Annotated in this window: 20 protein-coding genes; 18 read left to right on the top strand and 2 right to left on the bottom strand. The window is 73.5% G+C overall.

Going from position 1 to position 25132, the window contains the following annotated elements; translation table 11 throughout:
* Window positions 1–77: 77 nt before the first annotated feature.
* The 16 genes from ACZ6W9_RS05795 to ACZ6W9_RS05720 all read left to right on the top strand — a co-directional run bounded on the left by ACZ6W9_RS05795 (window position 78) and on the right by ACZ6W9_RS05720 (window position 16221).
* Window positions 78–1958 carry an ABC transporter ATP-binding protein gene (locus tag ACZ6W9_RS05795; RefSeq protein WP_470116891.1) on the top strand — a complete coding sequence of 627 codons (1881 nt, stop codon included), beginning with the start codon at window positions 78–80 and terminating at the stop codon, window positions 1956–1958.
* Window positions 1955–3727 carry an ABC transporter ATP-binding protein gene (locus ACZ6W9_RS05790; RefSeq protein ID WP_362945534.1) on the top strand — a complete coding sequence of 591 codons (1773 nt, stop codon included), beginning with the start codon at window positions 1955–1957 and terminating at the stop codon, window positions 3725–3727. Before ACZ6W9_RS05795 ends, ACZ6W9_RS05790 begins: the two co-directional genes overlap by 4 nt.
* A 173-nt stretch (window positions 3728–3900) precedes the next feature.
* A complete protein-coding gene (gene ppk2 / locus ACZ6W9_RS05785) occupies window positions 3901–4857 on the top strand; it encodes a polyphosphate kinase 2 (protein WP_389954585.1) in 957 nt (318 codons plus the stop codon).
* A gap of 193 nt (window positions 4858–5050) precedes the next feature.
* Entirely contained in the window at window positions 5051–5398 is a 348-nt protein-coding gene (hisI, locus tag ACZ6W9_RS05780) for a phosphoribosyl-AMP cyclohydrolase (protein ID WP_389954581.1), read from the top strand.
* On the top strand, window positions 5395–6090 hold the full coding sequence (locus ACZ6W9_RS05775; RefSeq protein ID WP_389954578.1) for a Trp biosynthesis-associated membrane protein: 696 nt from the start codon (window positions 5395–5397) through the stop codon (window positions 6088–6090). The genes hisI and ACZ6W9_RS05775 overlap by 4 nt, the downstream gene beginning before the upstream one ends.
* A gap of 291 nt (window positions 6091–6381) precedes the next feature.
* Window positions 6382–6723 (top strand): DUF4190 domain-containing protein, encoded by a 342-nt coding sequence (locus ACZ6W9_RS05770; RefSeq protein WP_470116795.1) that lies wholly within the window; start codon window positions 6382–6384, stop codon window positions 6721–6723.
* A 269-nt stretch (window positions 6724–6992) separates the two neighbouring features.
* Window positions 6993–7385, top strand: a complete 393-nt coding sequence (locus ACZ6W9_RS05765) for a DUF2752 domain-containing protein (RefSeq protein WP_389954573.1) — start codon at window positions 6993–6995, stop codon at window positions 7383–7385.
* 167 nt (window positions 7386–7552) lie between these two features.
* Complete coding sequence (trpC, locus tag ACZ6W9_RS05760; RefSeq protein ID WP_362945522.1) at window positions 7553–8362, top strand: indole-3-glycerol phosphate synthase TrpC; 810 nt, start codon at window positions 7553–7555, stop codon at window positions 8360–8362.
* Window positions 8363–8420: 58 nt separating this feature from the next.
* Entirely contained in the window at window positions 8421–9611 is a 1191-nt protein-coding gene (gene trpB / locus ACZ6W9_RS05755) for a tryptophan synthase subunit beta (protein WP_470116890.1), read from the top strand.
* Between the two features lie 67 nt (window positions 9612–9678).
* Complete coding sequence (gene trpA, locus ACZ6W9_RS05750; protein ID WP_389954570.1) at window positions 9679–10476, top strand: tryptophan synthase subunit alpha; 798 nt, start codon at window positions 9679–9681, stop codon at window positions 10474–10476.
* Between the two features lie 505 nt (window positions 10477–10981).
* The gene (locus ACZ6W9_RS05745) at window positions 10982–11557 is read left to right on the top strand and encodes a MauE/DoxX family redox-associated membrane protein (protein ID WP_389954567.1); all 576 of its coding nucleotides are present in this window, start codon (window positions 10982–10984) and stop codon (window positions 11555–11557) included.
* Window positions 11557–12321 carry a DsbA family protein gene (locus ACZ6W9_RS05740; protein ID WP_362943531.1) on the top strand — a complete coding sequence of 255 codons (765 nt, stop codon included), beginning with the start codon at window positions 11557–11559 and terminating at the stop codon, window positions 12319–12321. The genes ACZ6W9_RS05745 and ACZ6W9_RS05740 overlap by 1 nt, the downstream gene beginning before the upstream one ends.
* A 26-nt stretch (window positions 12322–12347) precedes the next feature.
* The gene (gene lgt / locus ACZ6W9_RS05735) at window positions 12348–13553 is read left to right on the top strand and encodes a prolipoprotein diacylglyceryl transferase (protein ID WP_470116794.1); all 1206 of its coding nucleotides are present in this window, start codon (window positions 12348–12350) and stop codon (window positions 13551–13553) included.
* Entirely contained in the window at window positions 13553–14269 is a 717-nt protein-coding gene (locus ACZ6W9_RS05730; protein ID WP_389954561.1) for a VIT1/CCC1 transporter family protein, read from the top strand. Before lgt ends, ACZ6W9_RS05730 begins: the two co-directional genes overlap by 1 nt.
* Window positions 14266–15534 carry a hypothetical protein gene (locus ACZ6W9_RS05725; RefSeq protein WP_470116793.1) on the top strand — a complete coding sequence of 423 codons (1269 nt, stop codon included), beginning with the start codon at window positions 14266–14268 and terminating at the stop codon, window positions 15532–15534. The genes ACZ6W9_RS05730 and ACZ6W9_RS05725 overlap by 4 nt, the downstream gene beginning before the upstream one ends.
* A 51-nt stretch (window positions 15535–15585) precedes the next feature.
* Window positions 15586–16221 (top strand): hypothetical protein, encoded by a 636-nt coding sequence (locus ACZ6W9_RS05720; RefSeq protein WP_470116792.1) that lies wholly within the window; start codon window positions 15586–15588, stop codon window positions 16219–16221.
* Here ACZ6W9_RS05720 and ACZ6W9_RS05715 read toward each other — a convergent pair.
* Window positions 16187–17887: a bis-aminopropyl spermidine synthase family protein gene (locus tag ACZ6W9_RS05715; protein WP_470116791.1), complete on the bottom strand. Its 1701-nt coding sequence runs from the start codon at window positions 17885–17887 to the stop codon at window positions 16187–16189. The genes ACZ6W9_RS05720 and ACZ6W9_RS05715 overlap by 35 nt on opposite strands.
* 419 nt (window positions 17888–18306) lie before the next feature.
* Between ACZ6W9_RS05715 and gltB the strand changes: the two genes are divergently transcribed.
* Together gltB and ACZ6W9_RS05705 are read left to right on the top strand one after the other, a co-directional pair.
* Window positions 18307–22812, top strand: a complete 4506-nt coding sequence (gene gltB, locus ACZ6W9_RS05710; protein ID WP_470116790.1) for a glutamate synthase large subunit — start codon at window positions 18307–18309, stop codon at window positions 22810–22812.
* A gap of 12 nt (window positions 22813–22824) precedes the next feature.
* Entirely contained in the window at window positions 22825–24303 is a 1479-nt protein-coding gene (locus ACZ6W9_RS05705; protein WP_389954548.1) for a glutamate synthase subunit beta, read from the top strand.
* A gap of 156 nt (window positions 24304–24459) precedes the next feature.
* On the opposite strand, the gene ACZ6W9_RS05700 is transcribed toward ACZ6W9_RS05705, so the two are convergent.
* Window positions 24460–25107 (bottom strand): O-methyltransferase, encoded by a 648-nt coding sequence (locus tag ACZ6W9_RS05700; RefSeq protein ID WP_389954546.1) that lies wholly within the window; start codon window positions 25105–25107, stop codon window positions 24460–24462.
* Between the last annotated feature and the right edge of the window lie 25 nt (window positions 25108–25132).

Below are 25132 nucleotides of genomic sequence, written 5' to 3'. Positions count from 1 at the left end.
TACGTGGAAACGTACCCCCGGCTTCTTCTCATCGAAAGGACACCTCCCGAGTGGCGAGCAAGGTGACCTCGGCGGTCATGCGTAAAGGGCTCCGCGTCCTCGGGGTGGCCGTCCGCGCCGAGAAGGCGGTCTTCACGGCCGCCGTCCTGGCCAGCGCCCTGTACGGCGTGATGACGGTCGCGTCGGCGTGGGCACTGGGCTGGGCGACCGAGCACGTGGTGCTCGCCTCGTTCCGTCAGGGAGGGGTCACCGGCGGCGCGCTCGCCCTCGGGGCCACCCTGATCGTCGGCGTGTCGGTCTTCAAGGCGTTCGGCGTGGCCGGCCGGCGCTACTTCGCCGGCCTCATGCAGTACCGGATGCAGGCATCCTCCCGGCGCGGCGTCACCCGCCAGTACCTGAGGCTGCCCCTGTCGTGGCACCACCGCCACCCCACCGGGCAGCTGCTGTCCAACGCGAGCTCCGACGCCGAGGCGGCCTGGGCGCCGCTGGCGCCGCTGCCGATGGCGGTCGGCGTGGTCGTCATGCTGGTCACCGCGGCCGTCTCGCTGGTCCTCACCGACCCGGTCCTCGCCCTCGTCGGCTTCCTGATCTTCCCCGCGATCGCCGTGCTGAACCTGCTCTACCAGCGCCGCCTCAGCCCCCTGGCCACCCGCGCCCAGCAGCTCCGCGCCGAGGTCAGCGAGATCGCGCACGAGAGCTTCGACGGCGCCCTGGTCGTCAAGACCCTCGGCCGCGAGGACGAGGAGACCGCGCGGTTCCGCGCCCGCGCCGAACGGCTGCGCGACGCCAACGTCGCCGTCGGCCGGGTCCGCGGCCTGTTCGACCCGTTGCTGGAGGCGCTGCCCACCCTCGGCGTGCTCGCCGTGCTGCTGATCGGGTCGATGCGCCTGGAGAGCGGCGCGGTCACCCCGGGGACCCTCGTCGAGGTGGCCTACCTGTTCACCCTGCTGTCCTGGCCGATCCGGGCGCTGGGCTGGGTGCTGGCCGAGCTGCCCCGCGCGGTCGTCGGCTACGAGCGGGTCCAGGCCGTGCTGTCCGCGACGGGCTCCATGACCCACGGCGAGGCCGGGCTGCGCGGCGAGGCCCCCGCCAGGCTGGAGGTCCGCGGCCTCCACTACGCCTACGGCGACGCCGAGGTGCTGCACGGGGTGGACCTCACGGTCGAGCCCGGAAGCACCGTGGCGCTGGTCGGGCCCACCGGCTCGGGCAAGTCCACGCTCGTGCAGACCTTCGTCCGCCTGGTGGACCCGGTGGCGGGCGCCGTCCTGGTCGACGGGACGGACCTGCGCGAGGCCGCCCGCGGCGAGGTCAGCGCCGCGGTGGCGCTGGTGCCGCAGCAGACGTTCCTGTTCGACGACACCGTGCGCGGCAACGTCACCCTCGGCCTGCCGGTCTCCGACGAGGAGGTCGGGGAGGCGCTGCGCCTGGCTCAGGCCGACGGCTTCGTCGGCGCGCTGCCCGCCGGGCTCGACACCAGGCTCGGCGAGCGCGGCGCGTCCCTGTCCGGCGGGCAGCGCCAGCGCCTGGCCCTGGCCCGCGCGCTGGTCCGCCGCCCCCGGCTGCTCGTCCTGGACGACGCCACCTCCAGCGTCGACCCGCAGGTGGAGGGGAAGATCCTGTACGGCCTGCGCGACGCGGCCCGCTCCTCGACCGTGGTCGTCGTCGCCTACCGGATGGCCACCATCGCCCTGGCCGACGAGGTGGTCTACCTGGAGCACGGCCGCGTCGTCGACCACGGCCCGCACGAGGAGCTGATCGGCCGCTGCGAGGGTTACCGCAACCTCGTCACCGCCTACGAACGCGAGGAGGCCGAGCGCGAGGCGCTCGACGAGGACGGGACCGGAACCGGGGACGGGGTCCCCGGCGCAACCGGAGCCGCCGGGGCCGCCGGGACCCGCATCGCCGCGCCCGGGGCCGTCATGAAGGACACGGAAGAAGAGGAAGAGGTCAGAGCGTGAGTTCGCTTCAGGGCACCGAGCGCTCGGCGCTGGCCACCGTACGCCACGGGCTGTCGCTCACGCCCGAGTTCCGCAGGGGCCTGGCCGGGACGCTCGCCCTGGCCGTCGTCGCGACCGTGGGCAAGGTGATCGTGCCGATCGCCGTCCAGCAGACCATCGACCGGGGGCTCAAGGGGTCGGTCCCGGACGTGTCCTACATCCGTGCCGCCGTGCTGCTGTGCGCGGCGGCCGTGGCGCTCACCGCGCTGTGCGCGTACCTGATGAACGTCCGCCTCTACCGGGCCACCGAGGCGTCCCTGGCCACGCTGCGGGTGCGCGGCTTCCGCCACGTGCACGACCTGTCGGTGCTGACCCAGAACACCGAGCGCCGCGGCGCCCTGGTCTCCCGCGTCACCGGCGACGTGGACCAGATCAGCACGTTCATGCAGTGGGGCGGTCTGATGATCGTCATCTCCGTGGGGCAGCTCCTGGTCGCGACCGTCCTGATGACCGTCTACTCCTGGCAGCTCACCCTGCTGGTGTGGGCCTGCTTCCTGCCCCTGATGATCGTGCTGCCGCGCTTCCAGCGGTGGCTGTCGGGCGCCTACACGCTGGTCCGCGAGAGGGCCGGCGACATGCTGGCCGCGATCAGCGAGTCGGTCGTGGGCGCCGCGGTGATCCGCGCCCACGCCTCCGAGGCGCGCACCGCCGAGCGGCTGGACGCCGCGATCGAGGCCAGCAAGGCCGCGCAGACCCGCACGCAGCGGATCGTCGCCACGGTGTTCCCGGTGACCGAGATCGTCGCGGCGGTGGCCGTCGCCGGCGTGGTGCTGCTCGGGGTACGGCTGGGCGTCTCCGGCGAGATGACCGCCGGCAGCCTGGTGGCCTTCCTGTTCCTGATCACCCTGTTCGTGTCGCCCCTGCAGACCGCCACCGAGGTGCTCAACGACGCCCAGAACGCCGTGGCCGGCTGGCGGCGCGTCCTGGGCGTGCTGGACACCCCGCCCGACGTGGCCGACCCGGGCGCCGGCGGCGTCGAGCTGCCGCGCGGTCCCATCTCCGTCGCCTTCGAGGACGTCTCCTTCGCCTACCCCGGCGGTCCCCCGGTGCTGGACGGCGTGTCCGTCGAGATCCCGCCGCGTTCGCGGATCGCGGTGGTGGGGGAGACCGGCTCGGGCAAGACCACCTTCGCCAAGCTGCTGACCCGTCTGATGGACCCGGTCTCCGGCCGGGTCACCGTGGACGGCGAGGACCTGCGCCGGATCCGCTTCTCCTCGCTGCGCGAGCGGATCGTCATGGTGCCGCAGGACGGCTTCCTGTTCGACGGCACCCTCGCCGACAACATCCGTTTCGGCCGCCCGGAGGCGACCGACGAGGAGATCACGCTGGCCCTGACCGAGCTGGGGCTCGCCGACTGGCTGGAGGGGCTGCCCGCCGGGCCGGACACCCCCGTCGGTCAGCGGGGCGAGTCGCTGTCGTCGGGCGAGCGCCAGCTCGTCGCCCTCGCCCGCGCCTACCTCGCCGACCCCGACCTGCTCCTGCTCGACGAGGCCACCTCCGCCGTGGACCCCGCCACCGAGGTACGGCTGGCCCGCGCGCTGGAGGGCGTCACGCGGGGCCGTACGGCCGTCTCCATCGCCCACCGGCTGTCCACCGCCGAGGCGGCCGACGAGGTGCTGGTCTTCGACCGGGGCCGGATCGTGCAGCGCGGCCCGCACGCCGAACTGGTCCGCCAGGGCGGCGTCTACGCGGACCTGCACGCCTCCTGGGTCGCGGCGGCCCGCTCCTGAGGGCCGTCCCGCGGGGTCGCGGCCTTCCGGTCCGCGGCCCCGCCACCTGGACGGCGCCGTCGCCGTCCAGGTGGCGGCGGGGTTCTCCGGTGGCGCCGGGGAGGATTAGCGCGCGGGCGGTGAGGTAGTGCCTGTGGTGTGAACCCGACACCCGCGTCACGGGGAGAACATCGATGACGGACCTGACCGGCGAGGAGACGGAGGGGCAGCTGCCCCCGGTGCTCGACGTGCGCTCCGCGGCGGCCCGCAGTGACCTGCTCGACGAGATACCCGACCTGAGGGTCCTGGACGATGACGACGACGATCCCGTGCTGGTCAGGGAGGACGGCAGCCCGGTCGACACCTGGCGGGAGAAGTACCCCTACGGCGAGCGGATGGGCCGGGCGGAGTACGACCGGCTCAAGCGGCTGCTCCAGATCGAGCTGCTGAAGCTGCAGTACTGGATCAAGGACACCGGCGGGCGGCTGGTGATCCTGTTCGAGGGGCGCGACGCGGCAGGCAAGGGCGGCACCATCAAGCGGTTCATGGAGCACCTCAACCCGCGCGGCGCCACCGTCGTCGCCCTGGAGAAGCCCAACGAGCGCGAGAGCACCCAGTGGTACTTCCAGCGCTACATCTCCCACCTGCCGGCCGCCGGCGAGATGGTCTTCTTCGACCGCTCCTGGTACAACCGCGCCGGGGTGGAACGGGTGATGGGCTTCGTCTCGCCCGACGAGTACCTGGAGTTCCTGGAGCAGACCCCCGAGTTCGAGCGCATGCTCGTCCGCGACGGCGTCCACCTGGTGAAGTTCTGGTTCTCGGTGTCCCGCTCCGAGCAGCGCACCCGATTCGTGATCCGGCAGGTCGACCCGGTCCGGCAGTGGAAGCTGTCGCCGATGGACGTGGCCTCCCTCGACAAGTGGGAGGAGTACACCCAGGCCAAGGAGGACATGTTCCTGCACACCGACACGGAGGCGGCGCCGTGGACGGTGATCAAGAGCAACGACAAGAAGCGCGCCCGCATAGAGGCGATGCGCCACGTGCTCAGCCTGTTCGACTACGCCGACAAGGACCACGAGGTCGTGGGCACGCCCGACCCCAGGATCGTCGTCCAGGCGGCCGACCTGCTCGACGACGACCGCTCCCGCTGAGACGCGGCGGGCGGCCTGCGGCGCGACGGCACCCGGCGCGGGACCGTACGGCCGCCGGCGGGACGTCCCGCGGCGGGCCGCCCGATGCGCGGAGACGGTGGCGGGCGGCGTGGTGACCGGGTGCGGGACCGGGCGGTGACCGGGTGCGGGGACCGGGCGGCGGCCCGGCCCCCGGCTGCGGCAGAATTGCGGCATGTCCCTTGACCCCGCCATCGCGGCCCGGCTGAAGCGCACCGGCGACGGGCTGGTGCCCGCCGTCGTCCAGCAGTACGACACCGGCGAGGTGCTGATGCTCGCCTGGATGGACGACGAGGCGCTGCACCGCACCCTCACCACCGGCCGCGCCACCTACTGGTCGCGCAGCCGCGGCTCCTACTGGGTGAAGGGCGACACCTCCGGCCACGTCCAGCACGTCAGGTCCGCCGCCCTCGACTGCGACGGCGACACCATCCTGCTCAAGGTCGACCAGGTGGGCGCCGCCTGCCACACCGGCGACCGCACCTGCTTCGACGCCGGCCTGCTCGAGGTGACGTCCGGGTGACGGCCGCGCGGGCGCTGTGGACCTGGGTGGCGGCGTGCGCGGCGGGAGCCGGGCTGGTGCTGCTTTCCTCCGGCCGCGACTGGTTCACCGTGACGTACGGCGCCCGCGCGGTGCCGGTCTCCGCGGCCGACGTGGCCCCCGCGCTGGGCCCGGCCGCCTGGGCGGCGCTCGCCGCGATCGTCGCGGTGCTCGCGACCAGGGGGGTGTGGCGCGGGATCGTCGGCGGCGTGATGGCGGCGTGCGGTGCCGGGGCGGTGGCGGCCGCCTGGGCCGGATCCCGCCCGGCGGCGGCGGCCTCGGCCGCCGCCGAGCACGCCACCGGAGCGGCCGGCCCGGCCGGCGGGCTGGTCGCCGCGGCCCCGGCCTGGCCGGTGGTGGCCGCGGTGGGGGGCCTGGTCCTGCTGGCCGGGGGAGCGGTGGCCGCCGTCCGGGGGCGCCGCTGGCCCGGCATGTCCGACCGCTACGAACGTTCCGGCGGGGCGGGCCGCGCCGAGGCCCGGGGCACCGGTGAGCGGGCGCTGTGGGACGCGATCGACCGCGGCGCCGACCCGACGGCCGACACCGAGACGCCGGACGTCCCCGGTGGACCCGGCGGTCACGGTGAACCCGGCGGCCACGGCGGACCGAACATCTCCGGCGGACCGGACGGCCCCGGGAGACCGGACGATCCGGGCACGCCGCGCCCGTTCTGAGCGGCCGGGCACTTCGGGCGCGCCGGGCCCGCTCCGAGCGGCTGGACACCCCGGGCGCACCGGGCTCACCGGGAGGTCACGAACTCCGCACGGAAAAGGGCGTGGATCGGTGGGGCCGCTCGTTCTTCACTAGGATCTCGCTCCGCAGGCCGACAAAGGGGGTCATTCATGAGTTACGGGAACCAGCCCGGCGGTTATGGACCTCCGTCCGGCGGCCACGGTCCCTACGGGGACCACGTCCCCGGCGGTTACGGCCCGGCGGACGGTTACGGAGCGGGGAACGGTCACGGCGTGGGAGGCGGGTACGGCGCGCCGGGCGCGTACGGGCCGTCCGGCGGCTACGACCCCTACGGGTACGGCCCGCCGCCGCCCCGCGGCAACAACGGCATGGCCATCGCCGCGCTGATCCTGGGCATCGCGGGCCTGTTCCTGTGCGGGATCACCTCGATCGTGGGCGTGGTGCTCGGCCACGTCTCGCTGGGCCAGATCAAGCGCACCGGAGAGGAGGGCCGGGGCATGGCGATCGCCGGGCTGGTCCTGTCCTACTTCGGCATCGCCTGCTGGGTGGGCGTGGTGCTGGTGTGGCTCGCCTTCTTCGGGCTCTTCGCGGGCGCGGCGTACACGGGGTTCTGACCGGCGCTCCGGCCGGTGCGCGGCGACCTCCGGCGGAATCCCCGTACGGGGTCTCGTACATCTCCCGCGCGCCCCGCGCACGGACGGTTCCCGCCCGGAGTCCTGCCCGGGAGCGGCGGAGCGCGGCCGGGCCGGCGGCGGGGCGCCGGTCCGGGGATGAGTATCGTGGCCGGTAAAGGTCGTCCCGGTGGTGAGGGGCGCGCGGGCGGGGCGGAGGTGCGGGCGAGGCGATGGCGACGGACGGGGACGCGGTCCCGCGGAGGACGCGGGTGAGGTCCCTGACGGTCCCGCTGGGCGCCGCCGCGGCGGTGGTCCTGGCGGCCGCCTACGTCGGCGCCGTCGACCCCGGCGAGCCCGGTCACTACCCGCCGTGCCCGTTCCTGCTCCTCACCGGCCTGTACTGCCCGGGTTGCGGGGGGCTGCGGGCGGTGCACGCGCTCGTCCACGGCGACCCGGCGGCGGCGCTGGGGTTCAACCCGTTCGTCGTGGCGCTGGTGCCGGTGGCGGCGCTGGTGTGGGGCCGGTGGGCCCTGCTTTCCTGGCGAGGCCGACCGTTTGCCATGAAATCCGTACAAGCTAACTATGTATGGGTATTTCTGGCTTTAATGATCCTTTTCTGGATATTGCGTAATGTACCTTTTGGGGAATTCTTAGCCCCATAGTCCGCTACGGTGTCCCCCGTGGCAGGTGGACCCGGCAAGCCCGATACCATCGGCTGGACAAGGGCAATCGATTGGGGAGGGGCCTTACTCGTGAGCGAGTGGAGCGAGCGGACCGCGGTCACGGCAGGGTTCGCTGACCTGACCTCCGAGTTTCGCGGGGAGGTCCGGTGAGCGTGCTGGACGAAATCCTCGACGGGGTGCGCGCCGACCTCGCCGAGAGGCAGCGATCGGTGTCGCTGGAGGAGCTCAAGGAGCGCGCCGGCCGGGCGGCCCCGCCCCGTGACGCCTACGCGGCGCTCGGCGGGGACCAGGTGGCCGTCATCGCCGAGGTCAAGCGGTCGAGCCCGTCCAAGGGCGCGCTGGCCGCGATCGCCGACCCCGCCGCGCTCGCCGGGGACTACGAGGCGGGCGGCGCCCACGTGATCAGCGTCCTGACCGAGCGGCGCCGCTTCGGCGGCAGCCTCGACGACCTGGCCGCCGTCCGCGCCGTCGTCGACATCCCCGTGCTGCGCAAGGACTTCGTCGTCACCTCCTACCAGCTGTGGGAGGCCCGGGCCTACGGCGCCGACCTGGCGCTGCTGATCGTGGCCGCCCTGGAGCAGAACGCGCTGGTCTCGCTCATCGAGCGGGCCGAGTCGATCGGGCTGGCCCCGCTGGTCGAGGTGCACACCGAGGAGGAACTCGACCGGGCGGTCGACGCCGGAGCGAAGCTCATCGGCGTCAACGCGCGCAACCTCAAGACCCTCGAAGTGGACCGCGACGTCTTCGCCAAGCTGGCCGCCAAGATCCCCGAGGGCGTCATCAAGGTCGCCGAGTCCGGGGTGCGCGGTCCCCACGACCTGCTCGCCTACGCCAGGGCCGGCGCCGACGCCGTCCTGGTGGGCGAGAGCCTGGTCACCGGCAAGGACCCGCGGGCCGCGGTGGTCGACCTCGTCACCGCCGGAGCCCATCCCGCATCCCGACCCGAGGGGCAGTAGAGCAGTGGCAGCGACAGAGGAGACCATCCTGACCCCCGCCGACCTCGCCGGTAACGGCGTGTACGGCGATGACCCCGACATCCGGGGCAAGTTCGGCGTCTTCGGCGGCCGTTACGTGCCGGAGGCCCTGATCCCGGCGCTCGACGAGGTCGCCGCCGAGTACGAGAAGGCCAAGAACGACCCCGACTTCATCCGCGAGTTCGACCACCTGCTGCGCACCTACGCCGGGCGGCCGACCACGCTCACCGAGGTGCCGCGGTTCGCCGAGCACGCCGGCGGGGCCCGGATCATCCTCAAGCGCGAGGACCTGACCCACACCGGCGCACACAAGATCAACAACGTGCTCGGCCAGGCGCTGCTCACCCGGCGCCTCGGCAAGACCCGGGTGATCGCCGAGACCGGCGCGGGCCAGCACGGCGTCGCCACCGCGACCGCCGCGGCCCTGCTCGGCCTGGAGTGCGTGATCTACATGGGGGCCGTCGACTGCGAGCGCCAGGCGCTCAACGTCGCCCGCATGAAGCTGCTCGGCGCCACCGTCGTGCCGGTCGCCAACGGCAGCCAGACCCTCAAGGACGCCATCAACGAGGCGTTCCGTGACTGGGTGGCCAACGTCGACCACACCCACTACCTGTTCGGCACGATCGCCGGCCCCCACCCGTTCCCCGAGATCGTCCGCGACTTCGCCCGCGTCATCGGCGTCGAGGCCCGCCGCCAGATGCTGGAGCTCACCGGCCGGCTCCCGGACGCCGTGGCCGCCGCGGTCGGCGGCGGATCCAACGCGATCGGCATCTTCCACGCCTTCATCGGCGACGAGGACGTCCGGCTGCACGGCTACGAGGCAGGCGGCCGGGGCGCCGGGAACGGCGAGCACGCCCTCACCCTCACCCAGGGTTCCGTCGGCGTCCTGCACGGCGCGCGCACCTACGTGCTGCAGGACGACGAGGGCCAGACGATCGAGTCCCACTCGATCTCCGCCGGTCTCGACTACCCCGGCGTCGGCCCCGAGCACGCCTGGCTCAAGGACTCGGGCCGCGCCTCCTACCACGGCGTCACCGACGCCGAGGCGATGGAGGCGTTCGCGCTGCTCGCCCGCACCGAGGGCATCATCCCGGCGATCGAGTCCTCCCACGCGCTGGCCGGGGCCCTCAAGCTCGGCCGTGAGATCGGCCCCGAGGCGATCATCCTGGTCAACCTCTCCGGCCGCGGTGACAAGGACATGGGCACCGCCATGAAGTACTTCGACCTCTGACGACCGGCCCGCCTCCCCGCGCCCGGGCGCGGGGAGGAAGACCTGAACCGCGTGACTGGAACCAACGATGACGACTCTTCAGACGGTGTTCGCCAAGGCGAAGGCGGACGACCGCGCCGCACTGATCGGATATCTCCCGGCCGGCTTCCCCACCGTGGAGGGCGCCGTCGCGGCGGCCTCCGCCATGGTGGAGGCCGGCTGCGACGTGATCGAGATCGGCCTGCCGTACTCCGATCCGCTCATGGACGGCCCGACGATCCAGGCGGCCGTCCACCGGGCGCTGACCAACGGCACCCGCATCGCCGACGTGCTGCGCACCGTCGAGGGCGTCGCCGCGACCGGGGCCGCCACCCTGGTCATGACCTACTGGAACCCGATCGACCGCTACGGCGCCGAGCGGTTCGCCCGTGACCTGGCGAACGCCGGCGGGACGGGCACCATCACCCCCGACCTGACGCCCGAGGAGTCCGGCGCCTGGCGTGAGGCCAGCGCCGCCGCCGGGATCGACACCGTCTTCCTCGTCGCGCCCAGCTCCACCGAGGAGCGCATCAGGGCCGTCGCCGACTGCTGCACCGGCTTCGTCTACGCGGCCTCCCTGATGGGCGTCACCGGCGCCCGCGACACGGTGAGCTCCGCCGCCCGCGACCTGGTCGAGCGGACCCGCCCGCACGCCGACGTGCCGGTCTGCGTCGGCCTGGGCGTCGGCACCGGCGACCAGGCGGCCGAGGTGGCCGGGTACGCTGACGGCGTCATCGTCGGCTCGGCCTTCATCCGCCGCCTGTTGGACGCCTCCGACGAGGCCGCCGGGCTGGCGGCCGTCCGCGGGCTCGCCGCCGAACTGGCCGACGGCGTCCGCCGCCGCTGACCACGCGCCGCTGACCACGCGCGGCTGACCACCCGCCGTCGGCCACGCGCCGCCGGCTGCACGAGGCCGGTGCCGTACCCCCGCGGGGGTACGGCACCGGCCTCGTGGCGTTTCCCGCGCCGGTCGATGCCGCCGCAGGCCGTACGGCTTCGGCGGTGCGTCGCCGGTCGCCGGATGCGCGCCGTCACGGCCCGTGGCCTGGGACGGTGACACGCCGTGCCGCGGCGGGCTCCCGGACGGGCGGGGCGGTCCCGGCACGAGAGCGGGCGGCGCCCGGAGCCGCGAAGAATCATCTCCGACCGGTATATCCGCAGTTCAGAGCCATATCTCGGATAAAATTCCCAGGTTCGCCACGCTCGGCCGCGTCCGGGGCGGGGCGGCCCGCGAACGGCCCGCTGAGGTCCGCCGCAGGCTTATCCGACGCTTACCGGGCCCGTGATGGGATCTCCGCGAGATGGCGGGGGATTCCGCGACGAGCGCAGGCGGGGGCCTGGAATAGGAGACGATGATGCTCGTGACTTCCGAGAAGCCCACCAGCGTGGGAACACGGGGCGCGATTTCGGCGCTACCCTGGGTGACGACCGTTTCGCGGTTGGTGCTCGCGGGTGTGCTGATCGCCGCAGGCTGGCAGAAGATCGGTACTCCTGCGCTCTCCGTCCAGGCGGTCGAGGCATACGAACTGCTTCCTGAATCGTTGGCCAAGGTGGTCGGCTACGGCCTTCCCATCCTGGAGATCGTCGTAGGGGTGTTGCTGGTCGTCGGGCTGCTCACGCGCGTCGCGGGCATGATCTCCATGCTGCTCATGCTCGCGTTCGTCATCGGGATCGCCTCGGCGTGGGCGCGCGGGCTGCGCATCGACTGCGGCTGCTTCGGCGGCGGTGGTCAGCTCAAGGCCGGGGCCGAGCCCGACTACCTCCTCACGATCCTGCGCGACGCCGGTCTCTTCGCGCTCGGCGTGGTCGTCGCCTGGTTCCCGCCGGGCCGGCTCGCGCTGGACTCCGCGCTGGGACTGATCCCCGGGCGGGAGGTGTACGACGCCGAGGGCGACGAGGAGGAGCCCCACGTGAAGGAGAACCGCTGATGGGCAAGGCCGCGCGTGACCAGTCGGTCCGCGACCGGATCAAGGCGCAGCGCGAGGAGGAGCGGCGCAGGGAGCGGCTCCGCCGCATCGTGACCATCGCCGCCGCCGCCGTCGTCACCTTCGGCGCCATCGGCGCCGGCTGGTGGTTCGCCGCCCAGGGCAGCAAGCCCGAGGAGGCCGGCGGGGCGCTCGCCCCGATCAGCGTCGCCGCCGACGGCTCGGTGGTGATGGCCAGGCCGGGGGTGAACAGGCCGGTGCTGGAGGTCTACGAGGACTTCCAGTGCCCGGCGTGCAGGGCGCTGGAGGAGACCAGCGGCTCGACGATCAAAAACCTCGCGGCCGAGGGCAGGGCGAAGGTGGTCTACCACCCGATCACGATCTTCCCTGAGGACATGAACAAGGGCGTCACCCGGGGCAACTCGCTGCGCGCCGGCGCCGCCGCGCGCTGCATCCCCGGCGGCGCCCCGTGGGCCAGGTTCCATGACCAGCTGTTCAAGAAGCAGCCGGCCGAGAACACCCCGGGCTTCTCGCTGGAGGACCTGGTCGCCTGGGGCAGGGACGCCGGCGTCACCGACCCGGGCTTCGAGCGGTGCGTGACCGGCCAGGAGAAGGCGCAGGCCCACCTCGCCGCCAGCACGAGGATCCTCGACCAGGCGAAGCTGAAGGGCACCCCGACGCTCAAGCTCGACGGCAAGGAGGTCGACAACGAGGTGGCGTTCCGCCCGGCGGAGCTGCGCCAGGCCGTCGTTGATGCGGCCAAGTAGCCCGCGACACGGTAACGTCACCTGACATGCCCCTCGCCTCGATTCCCAGCCCTTCTCAAGGGGTCTGGCATCTCTTCGGCGTCGTCCCCGTCAGGGCCTACGCGCTGTGCATCGTGCTCGGTGTCATCGTCGCCGTCGTCATCGGCGAACGCCGCTGGAGGGCCCGGGGCGGGGCCCCGGGCACGATCGTCGACCTCGCCGTCTGGGCCGTGCCGTTCGGCCTGGTGGGCGGACGTCTCTACCACGTCATCACCGACTGGCAGCTCTACTTCGCGCCGGACGCGCCCAACAGGCCCATCGACGCGCTGTTCATCTGGAACGGCGGGCTGGGCATCTGGGGGGCCGTCGCGCTGGGCGCGCTCGGCGTGTGGTTCGGCTGCCGCAGGCGGGGCATCTCCCTGTCCGCGGTGGCCGACACCGTCGCCCCCGGCATCGCGGTGGCCCAGGCCATCGGCCGCTGGGGCAACTACTTCAACCAGGAGCTGTTCGGCGGGCCGACCGACCTGCCGTGGGGTCTGGAGATCGACCCCGACCGGCCGGGCACGATCGCCGGGGTCTCCACCTACCACCCCACGTTCCTGTACGAGTCGCTGTGGGACCTGGCGCTGGCCCTCCTCCTGGTCTGGGCGGGCAGCAGGTTCGCGCTGCGTCACGCCAGGGTGTTCGCCCTGTACGTCGCGGGCTACACCGCGGGCCGGTTCTGGATCGAGGGGATGCGCATCGATGAGGCCCACCACATCCTGGGCCTGCGTCTCAACCAGTGGACCTCGGTCGTGCTGTTCCTGGCGGCGATGGCCTACTTCTGGTACGCCCGCGGCAAGACCGGCGAGGAGCGGGTCCTCGCCGCGGGTCCCGGCGGCGAGCCGCCCGCCGACCCCGCCGACCCCGCCGACCCCGCCGACCCCGCCGACCCCGCCCACCCGGCCGGCCAGGCCGACGAGCACGAGGCCGCCGCGGCGGCCCCCGCGGATGAGCCGGGCGCCGAGGACGGGGCCGGTACGGCGAGCGAGGCCGATCCGGCGGACGAACCGGGTGAGAACGGTGGACCGGTCAGGAGCGGCGAAGCGAATGAGAGCGGCGAACCGGGCACAGTGTCGGCCGGGCTAGCCTTGGAGACCGGAGGGAGCGCCGATCCGGCGCACCCGGCGGATCAGGCCGACGGGCCGGAAGAGCCCGCCGACTCCCGGAAGGGGGTCGCGGAGGCTGCGTCCGACGGTCGGAAAGAGACATGATGAGCGGAGGGTCCGGCACGCGTGCCGAGATCCATCACGAGCACCGTGACGTCAACGGCGGATGGCTGCGGCCCTCGGTGTTCGGCGCGATGGACGGTCTCGTCTCCAACTTCGCCCTGATCGCCGGTGTGGCCGGCGGCACCTCCACGATCAAGGTCGTCGTGCTGGCCGGTGTGGCCGGGCTGGCGGCGGGCGCGTTCTCGATGGCCGGCGGCGAGTACGTCTCGGTCGCCAGCCAGCGCGAGCTCGCCATCGCCGAGATCGACATCGAGCGGCGCGAGCTGGAGCGCAACCCGCAGGCCGAGCAGGACGAGCTGGCCAAGCTCTACGAGTCGCGCGGCGTCGAGCCCGCGCTGGCCGCCGAGGTGGCCCGGCAGATCTCCCTCAATCCGGAGAAGGCGCTGGAGGTGCACGCCAGCGCCGAGCTGGGCGTCACCCTGGACGACCTCCCCTCGCCGAAGACCGCCGCGATCTCCTCGTTCCTGTCCTTCAGCCTGGGCGCGTTGCTGCCGCTCCTTCCGTACCTGCTGGGCGTCACCAGCCTGCTCTGGCCGGCGGTGGTGTCCTGCCTGGCGCTGTTCGGCGCGGGCGCCCTGGTCTCCCGGGTCACCGCGCGCAGCTGGTGGTACAGCGGCCTGCGCCAGCTCGTGGTCGGCGTGGTCGCGGCGGGGCTGACGTTCGGACTGGGCAGCCTGCTGGGAGGGACTTCCCTGTGACGACTCCTCCCGGTCCTCCCGGGCGCAAGCGCCGCCGCGGCTCCTCCCGGGCCGCCAGGCCGGCCGCCCCCGAGCCTTCTCCGGGCGTCCCCTTCCCGCCCGGCGCCGCGGCCCCGGACACCCCCTTCCTGGACGGTCCCTTCCCGGCGGGCCCCGCCGTGGACGACCCCTTCTTCCGGGAGGCGTACGCCCAGGGCGCCCCCTCCTTTCCGGGGACCTCCGCGCACGCCGCCCCCGCGTTCCCCGGGCGGCCCGCCCGGGCCGCCTCCGCCGTCCCGCCCGAGTTCCCCGTCCCGCCCGAGTTCGCCGTGGCGGACCCGGGGGAGGCGTGGGAGACCGAGGGCGCGGAGGTCCCCACCGGCCGGACGGGAAGGGGCCGCGGCAGGTCCCGCTCCGAGAAGCCGCGCCCGGAGAGGAGCCGTCCGGAGAAGTCGCGCTCCGAGAGGTCCCGCTCGGAGCGGTCCCGCTCCGGGAAGCCGCGCCCGGAGAAGACCCGCCCCGAGAACCGCTTCGACAGCGGCTCCCGGCTGGAGGAGTGGGGCCTGACCCCGTTCCAGCGGCGGGCCGTCATCGCGGGCACGGTGCTGGCCGGAGTGGCGGGCACCATCGTCGCCATGATCCTCATCGTCGGGTCGCTGGGCCAGGACGTCGTGCCCGAGCGGGTCACCACCGCCGCGCTGACCACCCGGCCCAGGCCCGACGCCTACAAGGGCTGGGCGTCGCCGAAGCTGTTCACGCCGATCGCGCAGAGCAAGGCCGACCCCGAGCCGCTGACGGTCAAGGACGTCTTCGCGGTCAAGACCCTCAAGGAGGGCAAGGTCACCCTGCGGCTGGCCGCCACCGACCTGAGCTCCGGCTGCCCGGCGACGGCCTGGGGGCAGCTCGCCGACCGGCTCGCCCAGGGCGGGTGCACACAGGCCGCCCGGGGCCTCTACACCAGCGCCGACGGCCGCTACGTCGCGATGTACACCCTGTTCAACCTCAGGGACGCCGCCTCCGCCGACGCGCTCGTCCAGGGGCTGACCACGGCGTACCGGGGCGGCTGGATCCAGGCGCCGCAGTCCGGCAAGGCCGTCTTCCCGTCCGGTGGATACACCGAGGGCAGCGGTTACGCCATGGGCCACTACGCCGGCCTGGCCTGGGTCGGCCGTACCGACGGTGCCGAGCCCGGTCCCCGGGACGACTTCGTCGCCCTGACCCTCGCGGTCCGCGGCGCGGAGAAGGCCGTGTTCCGCCGGGTCGTCGCGGCCGGCCCGGCCTCCTGACCCGCGGGAAGCGCCCCGGGCGTCTCCCGCGTCCCACTAGGCTGGTGCGTCATGCGCAAGTGGATCGCCGCAGCCGTCGCCGTGCCGGTCGTCGCCGCGGGGGCGGCGGCCTTCCTGTGGCTGCGCGGCGGTGACCTCCCGCGGCCGGCGACGCTGCGCAGCGAGACGACCAGCGCCATCTACGCGCCGATCGCCACCCGCGCCGCCGACCCCGACCCGCTGACCGCGGGCGAGGTCTTCCCCGCCGGGTCGGTGGCCGCGGGCGGGACCACCCTCGCCCGCCAGGGCTCCGAGACGCTCACCGACTGCGCCGCGGCGGTGTGGGGCGCCGCCGAGGAGGCGGTCGCCGGGTGCGGCCAGGCGCTGCGCGCCCGCTACGCCACCGCCGACGGACGGGTCTTCGGGCAGTTCGTCATCTTCAACCTGGCCGACGCGTCCGCCGCCGACCGGCTGGTGCGGGCGTTCGCGGGTCCCCGGGACGGCGGCGGCGGTTTCGTGCGCCTCGCCCCCGGCGCCCCGCCCGGCTTCGGCGCCGCGCGGAGCTGGGCGCAGGTGCGGGCCCTGGGCCACTACGTCACCGTGAGCTGGGTCGGCCCGGTGGGCGCCGCGGCCGGGGTGGACCTGACCTATCCGCAGGTGGCGCTGGACGGCCTCAGCCTGGCCGTCCAGCGTCGCCTGACGCGCTGACGGCCCCCGCGTCCGGGGGCCCCGCCTCGGCCCCGAGCCCCCCGCCGGACCCCGTGCCGGACGCGGCCCCGGACCCCGCGGCGTGCCCGGTTCCGGGTGCCGGGTGCGCCGCGGACCCGTCCGCCGCCACCACCGACGCCCGTACCGCGGCCGGCAGCTCCGCGAGGCGGCCGGCGGGCAGCTCCAGCACGGTCACCTCGCCCGCCCACGGCGCGGCGGCCTCCACCAGGGCCCTGGCCTGCCTCTTGGTCAGGTCGTCCCGGACCCGGATGAGGCCCTCGCGCCAGGTGTTGGCCAGCTTGCCATGGGCGTTGTCCAGGATGTGCCGCAGGACGCGACCCTCGTCCGTCTCCGGGGGCGCGAGCCGTACGGCGCGCACGACGGGGCCCTCGGCGGTCAGCTCGTACAGGGACGTCAGCGGCGCGCCGGGCAGGCCGGCGGGCGGCCCGGCGAGCGTGACCCGCACCTCGCGGGCGCGGGTGGCCAGCAGCAGCCGGGGGAGCGCCGCCTCCATCCCGGCGGGCACGGCGATCGCCACGCGACGCGGATCGCCCGCGTGCGGCTTGGCCAGCCAGGTGGACAGCCGCGTGCGCTGGACGCGGGGGAGGAGATCCTTCGGCCACTCGCCGACCAGCACCCCGGGCGACTCCCCGGGGTCCGGCGCGGCGGCCCGCGCGGCCGGACCGGCCGCCCCCGCCGACTCGACCGACTGGGGACCGTGGGTGTAGATCGCGGCGCTGAGGCCGTCGACGCGGGCCGCCACGGCGGGCCAGGTCTTGGTGGTGGGCCGCAGGACGTACAGGTCGGCGGCCGAGCCGATGGCCTCGGCGCCGAAGTAGCGGTTGAAGTCCGGGTAGATCGCCTCACTGACGAGGTTGAGCTGGGACAGGGCGTGCTGGACCTTCAGGGCGAGGGCCGAGGTGCGCTCGCTCGCGCCGTACGCGAGCAGGACGCGGCCCTGCTCGCGGTCGCGCAGCCCCTGCACGGCGCGCGCGGTGAACAGGCCGATCCCCTCGGGGGTGTACGGCGGGTCGGTGATCGCCAGGTCGGCCCAGGCGTGCGCCGAGGCGGGCAGGCCCAGGCGCAGGTCGGCCCAGCGGGTCCGGACGGCCAGGCCGAGCCGTTCGGCGTGGCCGGCGATGTGGTCCAGGATGCGCTCGTCGACGTCCACGACGGTGATCTCGACGCCGGGATGCAGCAGCGCGGTGGCCAGCGAGGTCAGGTCGTGGTCGCCCACGCACAGCAGCCGTGCCCCGTCCAGCCAGAACCGGGCGTCCATCAGCAGCGCCCGCCGGACCACGGTGTCGGCGGTCGCGGCGACGTGGTCGAGCGCCTGGCGGCCGCGCGGAGCCCGCGCGATCAGCTCTTCCATCGTCGCGACCAGGCCGGCGTGGCGGGGCAGCAGGTGGGCCACCGGGTCGGCCGGCGCGTTCTCCCTCGTGATCCCGGTGATCCCGGCCGGCGGGCGCGTCAGCCGGAACCGGTCGCCGGAGCGCTCCAGTTCGACCTCGCGCAGCAGCGCCTCGACGGTCCGCCGGGACGTCGCCGTCTCGCGGACCAGGTCGGCCAGCGTCCACCAGCGGCCGCCGGACAGCGCCGCGAGGACCGCCCGGGGCCGCCTGCCGTCCACACCGGCCCGCGCTATGAGGTCTTCGATCCCTTCCATGGCTCAACCCTAGGGCCGTGCGGCGCGGCGTCCCGCGCCGCCGCACGGGGGGACCGGGCGGATCGGTCCGGTCCTCCGGTGGCGTCCGTGACGGGTGGCCGGCCGCGGGACCCCGGAGAACCAGGGCGGTTCCGTGACGGGCGACCGGCCGTCCCCGGGCCGGCGGCGGATCCGGGAAACGGACGACCGGCGTCGTTTCGGGTGCCGGGCCGTAACCCGCGCGCCACCCGTCCGTCACCGCCCACCGGTGCGCAGAGTCACCAGAAAGGGGGGTAAATCGTAAAACATCTGTCAAATGGTCACTATGTGGACAGGATGGTCGTGTTTTGGACGGGGTACTGTAATGTCGAAACACTACGCAGCAGGGCCAACGTCGTCCCTTGCTTGATCCAGAGCAGTGAGACGACGGGAGGGATTCAATGCCTGCTGCCCACTTCGGCTTCCCCGAGCCCCAGGGCCTGTATCACCCCGAGCACGAGCACGACGCCTGCGGGGTCGCCATGGTCGCCGACGTGGCCGGGCGCCGCAGCCACGACATCGTCGTCAAGGCTCTGACCGCCCTGTGCAACCTCGACCACCGCGGGGCCCAGGGGAGTGAGCCGGACACCGGCGACGGAGCCGGGATCCTCACCCAGATCCCTGACGCGTTCCTGCGCGCCGTGACCGGTTTCCCGCTCCCCGAGGCGGGCTCCTACGCCGCCGGCACCGCCTTCCTGCCCGCCGGTTCCGAGGCCCGCGACGCCGCCGTGCGGCTGATCGAGGAGATCGCCGCGGAGGAGGGGCTGACCGTCCTCGGCTGGCGCGACGTGCCGACCGACCCGTCGCTGCCCGGCCCCAGCGCCCGCGCGGTGATGCCGTGCTTCCGGCAGCTCTTCGTCGCCTCCCCGAACGGGGAGCGGGGCCTGGAGCTGGACCGGCTCGCCTTCTGCCTGCGCAAGCGGGCCGAGCACGAGGCGGACGTCTACTTCCCCTCGCTGAGCTCCCGGACGATCGTCTACAAGGGCATGCTCACCCCTGGCCAGGTCGAGCTGTTCTTCCCCGACCTGACCGACGAGCGCTACGAGACCGCGATCTCGCTGGTCCACTCGCGCTTCTCGACCAACACCTTCCCCTCGTGGCCGCTGGCCCACCCCTACCGCTACGTCGCCCACAACGGCGAGATCAACACGGTCCGGGGCAACCGCAACTGGATGCGGGCCCGCGAGGCCATGCTGGAGACCTCCGCGCTCCCCGGCGACCTGTCGCGGCTCTTCCCGATCTGCGACCCCGCCGGCTCCGACACCGCCTCCTTCGACGAGACGCTGGAGCTGCTCCACCTCGCCGGGCGCCCGCTGCCGCACGCGGTGCTGATGATGATCCCCGAGGCGTGGGAGAACCACACCGAGATGGACCCCGCGCGGCGGGCCTTCTACGAGTTCCACTCCACCCTCATGGAGGCGTGGGACGGCCCCGCCTCGATCACCTTCTCCGACGGCACGCTGGTCGGCGCGGTCCTCGACCGCAACGGCCTGCGCCCCGGCCGGTTCTGGGTCACCACCGACGGCCTCGTCGTACTCGCCTCCGAGGCCGGCGTGCTCGACATCCCGCCGCAGGACGTCGTCCGCAAGGGCCGTCTGCAGCCCGGCCGGATGTTCCTCGTCGACACCGCCCGCGGCAAGATCATCGAGGACGGCGAGATCAAGGCCGAGCTGGCCGCCGAGCTGCCCTACGCCGAGTGGCTGCACGCCGGGCTGGTCCGCTTCGAGGAGCTGCCCGCCCGCTCCCGCGAGATCCCCAGCCACGGCGCGCTGGTCAGGCGCCAGCAGACCTTCGGCTACACCGAGGAGGAGCTGCGGATCATCCTGGCCCCGATGGCCAGGGCCGGCATCGAGCCGATCGGCTCGATGGGCACCGACACCCCGGTCGCGGTGCTCAGCGAGAGGCCCCGGCTGCTGTTCGACTACTTCAGCCAGCTGTTCGCGCAGGTCACCAACCCGCCGCTGGACGCCATCCGCGAGGAGCTCGTCACCTCCCTGTCCAGCACCCTCGGCCCCGAGGGCAACCTGCTGGAGCCGGGACCGGCCTCCTGCCGCCAGCTCGTCCTGCCGTACCCGGTGATCGACAACGACGAGCTCGCGAAGATCATCCACATCAACGACGAGGGCGCGCTGCCCGGCTTCCACCCGCACGTCGTCTCCGGCCTGTACGAGGTCGCCGGCGGGGGAGAGGCGCTGCTGCGCCGCCTGGACGAGATCCGCGCCGAGGTCTCCGCGGCGATCGAGGGCGGCGCCCGCGTCATCGTGCTGTCCGACCGCGGCTCCACCGAGACCCTCGCGCCGATCCCGTCGCTGCTGCTCACCGGCGCGGTCCACCACCACCTCATCGCCGAGAAGACCCGCACCCGGGTCGGGCTGGTCATCGAGACCGGCGAGGCCCGCGAGGCCCACCACATGGCGCTGCTCATCGGCTACGGCGCCGGCGCGGTCAACCCGTACCTCGCCATCGAGACCGTCGAGGACATGGTCGCCACCGGCGCACTCGCCGGCGACCCCGCCAAGGCCGTGCGCAACCTCATCAAGGCGTACGGCAAGGGCGTCCTGAAGGTCATGTCCAAGATGGGCGTGTCCACCGTCGCCTCCTACACCGGCGCGCAGATCTTCGAGGCCCTCGGCCTCGGCGCCGAGGTCATCGACACCTGCTTCGCCGGGACCACCTCCCGCCTGGGCGGCGTCGGCTTCGACGTCCTCGCCGAGGAGGTCGCGCGCCGCCACCGCCGCGCCCACCCGCGCGTGGACAACGCCCACCGCCGCCTGGAGGTCGGCGGTGAGTACCAGTGGCGCCGCGAGGGCGAGCCGCACCTGTTCAACCCCGAGACCGTCTTCAAGCTGCAGCACGCCACCCGCTCGCGCCGCTACGAGATCTTCAAGGAGTACACCTCCCTGGTGGACTCCCAGGCCGAGAGGCTCATGACGCTGCGCGGCCTGTTCCGGCTCCGCGAGGGCGTCCGCGAGCCGATCCCGATCGACGAGGTCGAGCCGGCCTCCGAGATCGTCAAGAGGTTCTCCACCGGCGCCATGTCCTACGGCTCCATCTCGATGGAGGCCCACGAGACCCTCGCCATCGCGATGAACCGCCTGGGCGGCAAGTCCAACACCGGAGAGGGCGGCGAGGACCCCGAGCGGCTGCGCGACCCCGAGCGCCGCTCGGCGATCAAGCAGGTCGCCTCCGGCCGGTTCGGCGTGACGTCGGAGTACCTCGTCAACGCCGACGACATCCAGATCAAGATGGCCCAGGGCGCCAAGCCCGGCGAGGGCGGCCAGCTCCCCGGCCACAAGGTCTACCCGTGGATCGCCAAGACCCGGCACTCCACCCCCGGCGTCGGCCTCATCTCGCCGCCGCCGCACCACGACATCTACTCCATCGAGGACCTCGCCCAGCTCATCCACGACCTGAAGAACGCCAACCCCGCGGCGCGCGTGCACGTCAAGCTCGTCGCCGAGGTCGGCGTCGGCACGGTCGCGGCGGGCGTGTCCAAGGCCCACGCCGACGTCGTGCTGATCTCCGGCCACGACGGCGGCACCGGCGCCTCCCCGCTGACCTCGCTCAAGCACGCCGGCGCCCCCTGGGAGCTCGGCCTGGCCGAGACCCAGCAGACGCTGCTGCTCAACGGCCTGCGCGACCGCATCGTCGTCCAGGTCGACGGCCAGCTCAAGACCGGCCGCGACGTGGTCATCGCCGCGCTGCTCGGCGCCGAGGAGTACGGCTTCGCCACCGCCCCGCTGGTCGTCTCCGGCTGCGTGATGATGCGCGTCTGCCACCTCGACACCTGCCCGGTCGGCGTCGCCACCCAGAACCCCGAGCTGCGCAAGCGCTTCTCGGGCCGGCCCGAGTTCGTGGTCAACTTCTTCGAGTTCATCGCCGAGGAGATCCGCGAGTACCTCGCCGCCCTGGGCTTCCGCAGCCTGGAGGAGGCCATCGGCCACGCCGAGCTGCTGGACACCGCCTCGGCGGAGAACCACTGGAAGGCCGCGGGCCTGGACCTGTCGCCGATCCTGCACCTGCCGGAGCTGCCCGCCGGAACCGCGGTGCGCCGCGTCCGAGAGCAGGACCACGGGCTCGCCGCGGCCCTGGACAACACCCTGATCCAGCTCGCCGAGGGCGCCCTGAACGACGGCCGCCCCGTCACGCTGGAACTGCCCATCCGCAACGTCAACCGTACGGTCGGCACCATGCTCGGCCACGAGGTGACGAAGCGGTACGGCGGCGCCGGCCTGCCCGACGACACCATCGACATCCGCTTCACCGGCTCGGCGGGCAACTCCTTCGGGGCCTTCCTGCCCCGCGGCGTCACGCTGCGCCTCACCGGCGACACCAACGACTACGCCGGCAAGGGCCTGTCCGGCGGCCGCGTCACGCTGCGGCCGCACGAGGAGGCCCCGCTGGAGGGCCACATCATCGCCGGCAACGTCGCCCTGTACGGCGCGACCTCCGGCGAGATGTTCGTCCGCGGCGTGGCCGGCGAACGGTTCTGCGTCCGCAACTCCGGCGCCACCGCGGTCGTCGAGGGCGTCGGCGACCACGGCTGCGAGTACATGACCGGCGGCCGGGTCGTCGTCCTCGGGCCCACCGGCCGCAACTTCGCGGCCGGCATGTCCGGCGGCGTCGCCTACCTGCTCGACCTCGACGCCGCCCGCGTCAACCGGGAGATGGTGGAGATCGAGACCCTCGGCGACGCCGACGCCGAGGAGCTGCGCGGGCTCCTGGAGCGGCACCTGGCCGAGACCGGCTCCACGGTCGCCAGGGCCCTGCTCGCCGACTGGGATCCCGGCCGGTTCAGCAAGATCATGCCGACGGACTACAAGCGGGTCCTGACGGCCGCCGAGAACGCGCGGCTCGAAGGACGGGACATCGACGAGGCCGTCATGGCGGCCGCCGTACAGGGATAGGGGGCGTAACCGATGGCCGACCCGAAGGGTTTCCTCACGCACGGGCGCGAGCTGCCGGCCCGCCGCCCGGTGGACGTGCGCATCCGCGACTGGAAGGAGGTCTACCAGGACTTCCCGCGGCCCGCGCTGACCAGGCAGGCCTCACGCTGCATGGACTGCGGCATCCCGTTCTGCCACAACGGCTGCCCGCTGGGCAACCTCATCCCCGAGTGGAACGACCTGGTCTACCGCGACGACTGGCGGGAGGCCGCCGAACGGCTGCACGCGACCAACAACTTCCCCGAGTTCACCGGCCGCCTGTGCCCCGCCCCGTGCGAGGCCGCGTGCGTGCTCGGCATCAACTCTGACCCCGTCGCCATCAAGCGGGTCGAGGTCGAGATCATCGACCGCGCCTTCGCCGAGGGCTGGGTCGCCCCCGCGCCGCCGGCCGTCCGGACCGGTAAGAAGGTCGCGGTCGTCGGCTCCGGCCCCGCCGGCCTGGCCGCCGCCCAGCAGCTCACCCGGGCAGGGCACGACGTCGTGGTCTTCGAGCGCGCCGACCGGATCGGCGGCCTGCTGCGCTACGGCATCCCCGAGTTCAAGATGGAGAAGCGCCACATCGAACGCCGCCTGGAGCAGATGCGGGCCGAGGGCACCGAGTTCCGCACCGGCGTGAACGTCGGCGTCGACGTCACCGCGGCGCAGCTGCGCGAGGAGTTCGACGCCGTCGTCCTGGCCGGCGGCGCCACCCAGTGGCGCGACCTGCCGGTCGCCGGCCGCGACCTGGGCGGCGTCCACCAGGCGATGGAGTATCTCCCCGGGGCCAACCGGGTCCAGGAGGGCGACCACCCGGCCCCGGCGATCGACGCCGCCGGCAAGCACGTCGTCGTGATCGGCGGCGGCGACACCGGCGCCGACTGCATCGGCACCGCGATCCGCCAGGGCGCCGCGTCGGTCACCCAGCTGGAGATCATGCCCAGGCCCCCGGCGGAGCGCCCCGGCAGCCAGCCGTGGCCGACCTTCCCCATCCTGTTCAAGATGGAGAGCGCCCACGAGGAACTCGCCGAGGGCGGCGGCGACCGCGTCTACGCCGCCTCCACCACCGAGTTCGTCGGCGACGCGGACGGCAACATCAGGGCGCTGCGCCTGGTCGACGTCGAGGGCCCGGCGAACGGCTTCGCGCCGATCCCCGGCACCGAGCGGGAGATCCCGGCCCAGCTCGTCACGCTGGCCATGGGCTTCCTCGGCCCGGAGAAGGGGTCCCTGCTGTCCGACCTGGCCGAGGACGGCGGCGAGGGCTTCTTCGACGCCCGCGGCAACGTCGCCCGCGACGCCTCCTACATGTCCGGGGTGGACGGCGTGTTCGTCGCCGGTGACATGGGCCGCGGCCAGTCGCTGATCGTGTGGGCGATCGCGGAGGGCCGCTCGGCCGCCTCCGCCGTCGACCGCTACCTCGTCGGCGACACGGCGCTGCCCAGGGCGATCCCGCCGACCGCCCGCCCGCTGGTCTGACGTCCCGCGCGGCGCCGGGGACCCCGGCGCCGCGCGGAGCCGTGCCCGGCCCGGGTCGCCCTCGGCCCGGGCCGCGCTCAGCGTCGCCGGGGTCGGTCCGAGCCGTGTCGGGCCCGAGCCGGGTCCAGCGCGAGCCGTGTCCGGCCCGGGTCGCGCTCAGCGTCGCCGGGCGAGCGTCACGCCGTCGCGCATCGGCAGCATCACCGACTCGACGCGGTCGTCGGCCACCACGATGTCGTTCATCCGGCGCATCACGACGTCCGCCTCCTCCTGGAAGGAGTCGTCCAGCACCCGGCCGGAGCGCAGCACGTTGTCCAGCACGATCAGGCCACCCGGACGCAGCCGGGTCACCAGCTCCTCGTAGTAGGAGGGGTAGCTCACCTTGTCGGCGTCGATGAACGCGAAATCGATCTCCGGGTCGGCCGGCAGCGCCCTGAGCGTCTCCAGAGCCGGGGCGATCCGCAGGTCGATCCGGTCCGCCACGCCCGCCCGCTCCCAGTAGCGCCGGGCCACCGAGGTCCACTCCTCGCTGACGTCGCAGGCCAGCAGCCGCCCGTCCGCGGGCAGCCCGCGGGCGATGCAGATCGACGAGTACCCGGTGAACACCCCGACCTCCACGGCCCGCCGCGCTCCGGTCAGCCGGACCAGCATGGTCAGGAACGCGCCCTCGTCCTGCGTGATCTGCATGCTCGTGACGTCGGAGAACGCCTTCCGCGTCTCGTCCGCCAGATCCCGCAGCACGTCGTCGGCCGGGCTGGAGTGGGCCAGCACGTAGTCGTTGACGGCGGGGTTCACGATGTCCATGTCGCCTCCTGGGTCAGGTTCTTCC

The sequence above is a fragment of the Streptosporangium sp. NPDC053982 genome (assembly GCF_055585205.1).
Note: the sequence above shows the minus strand (reverse complement) of the source record. Positions and strands in the feature narration are given on the sequence as shown.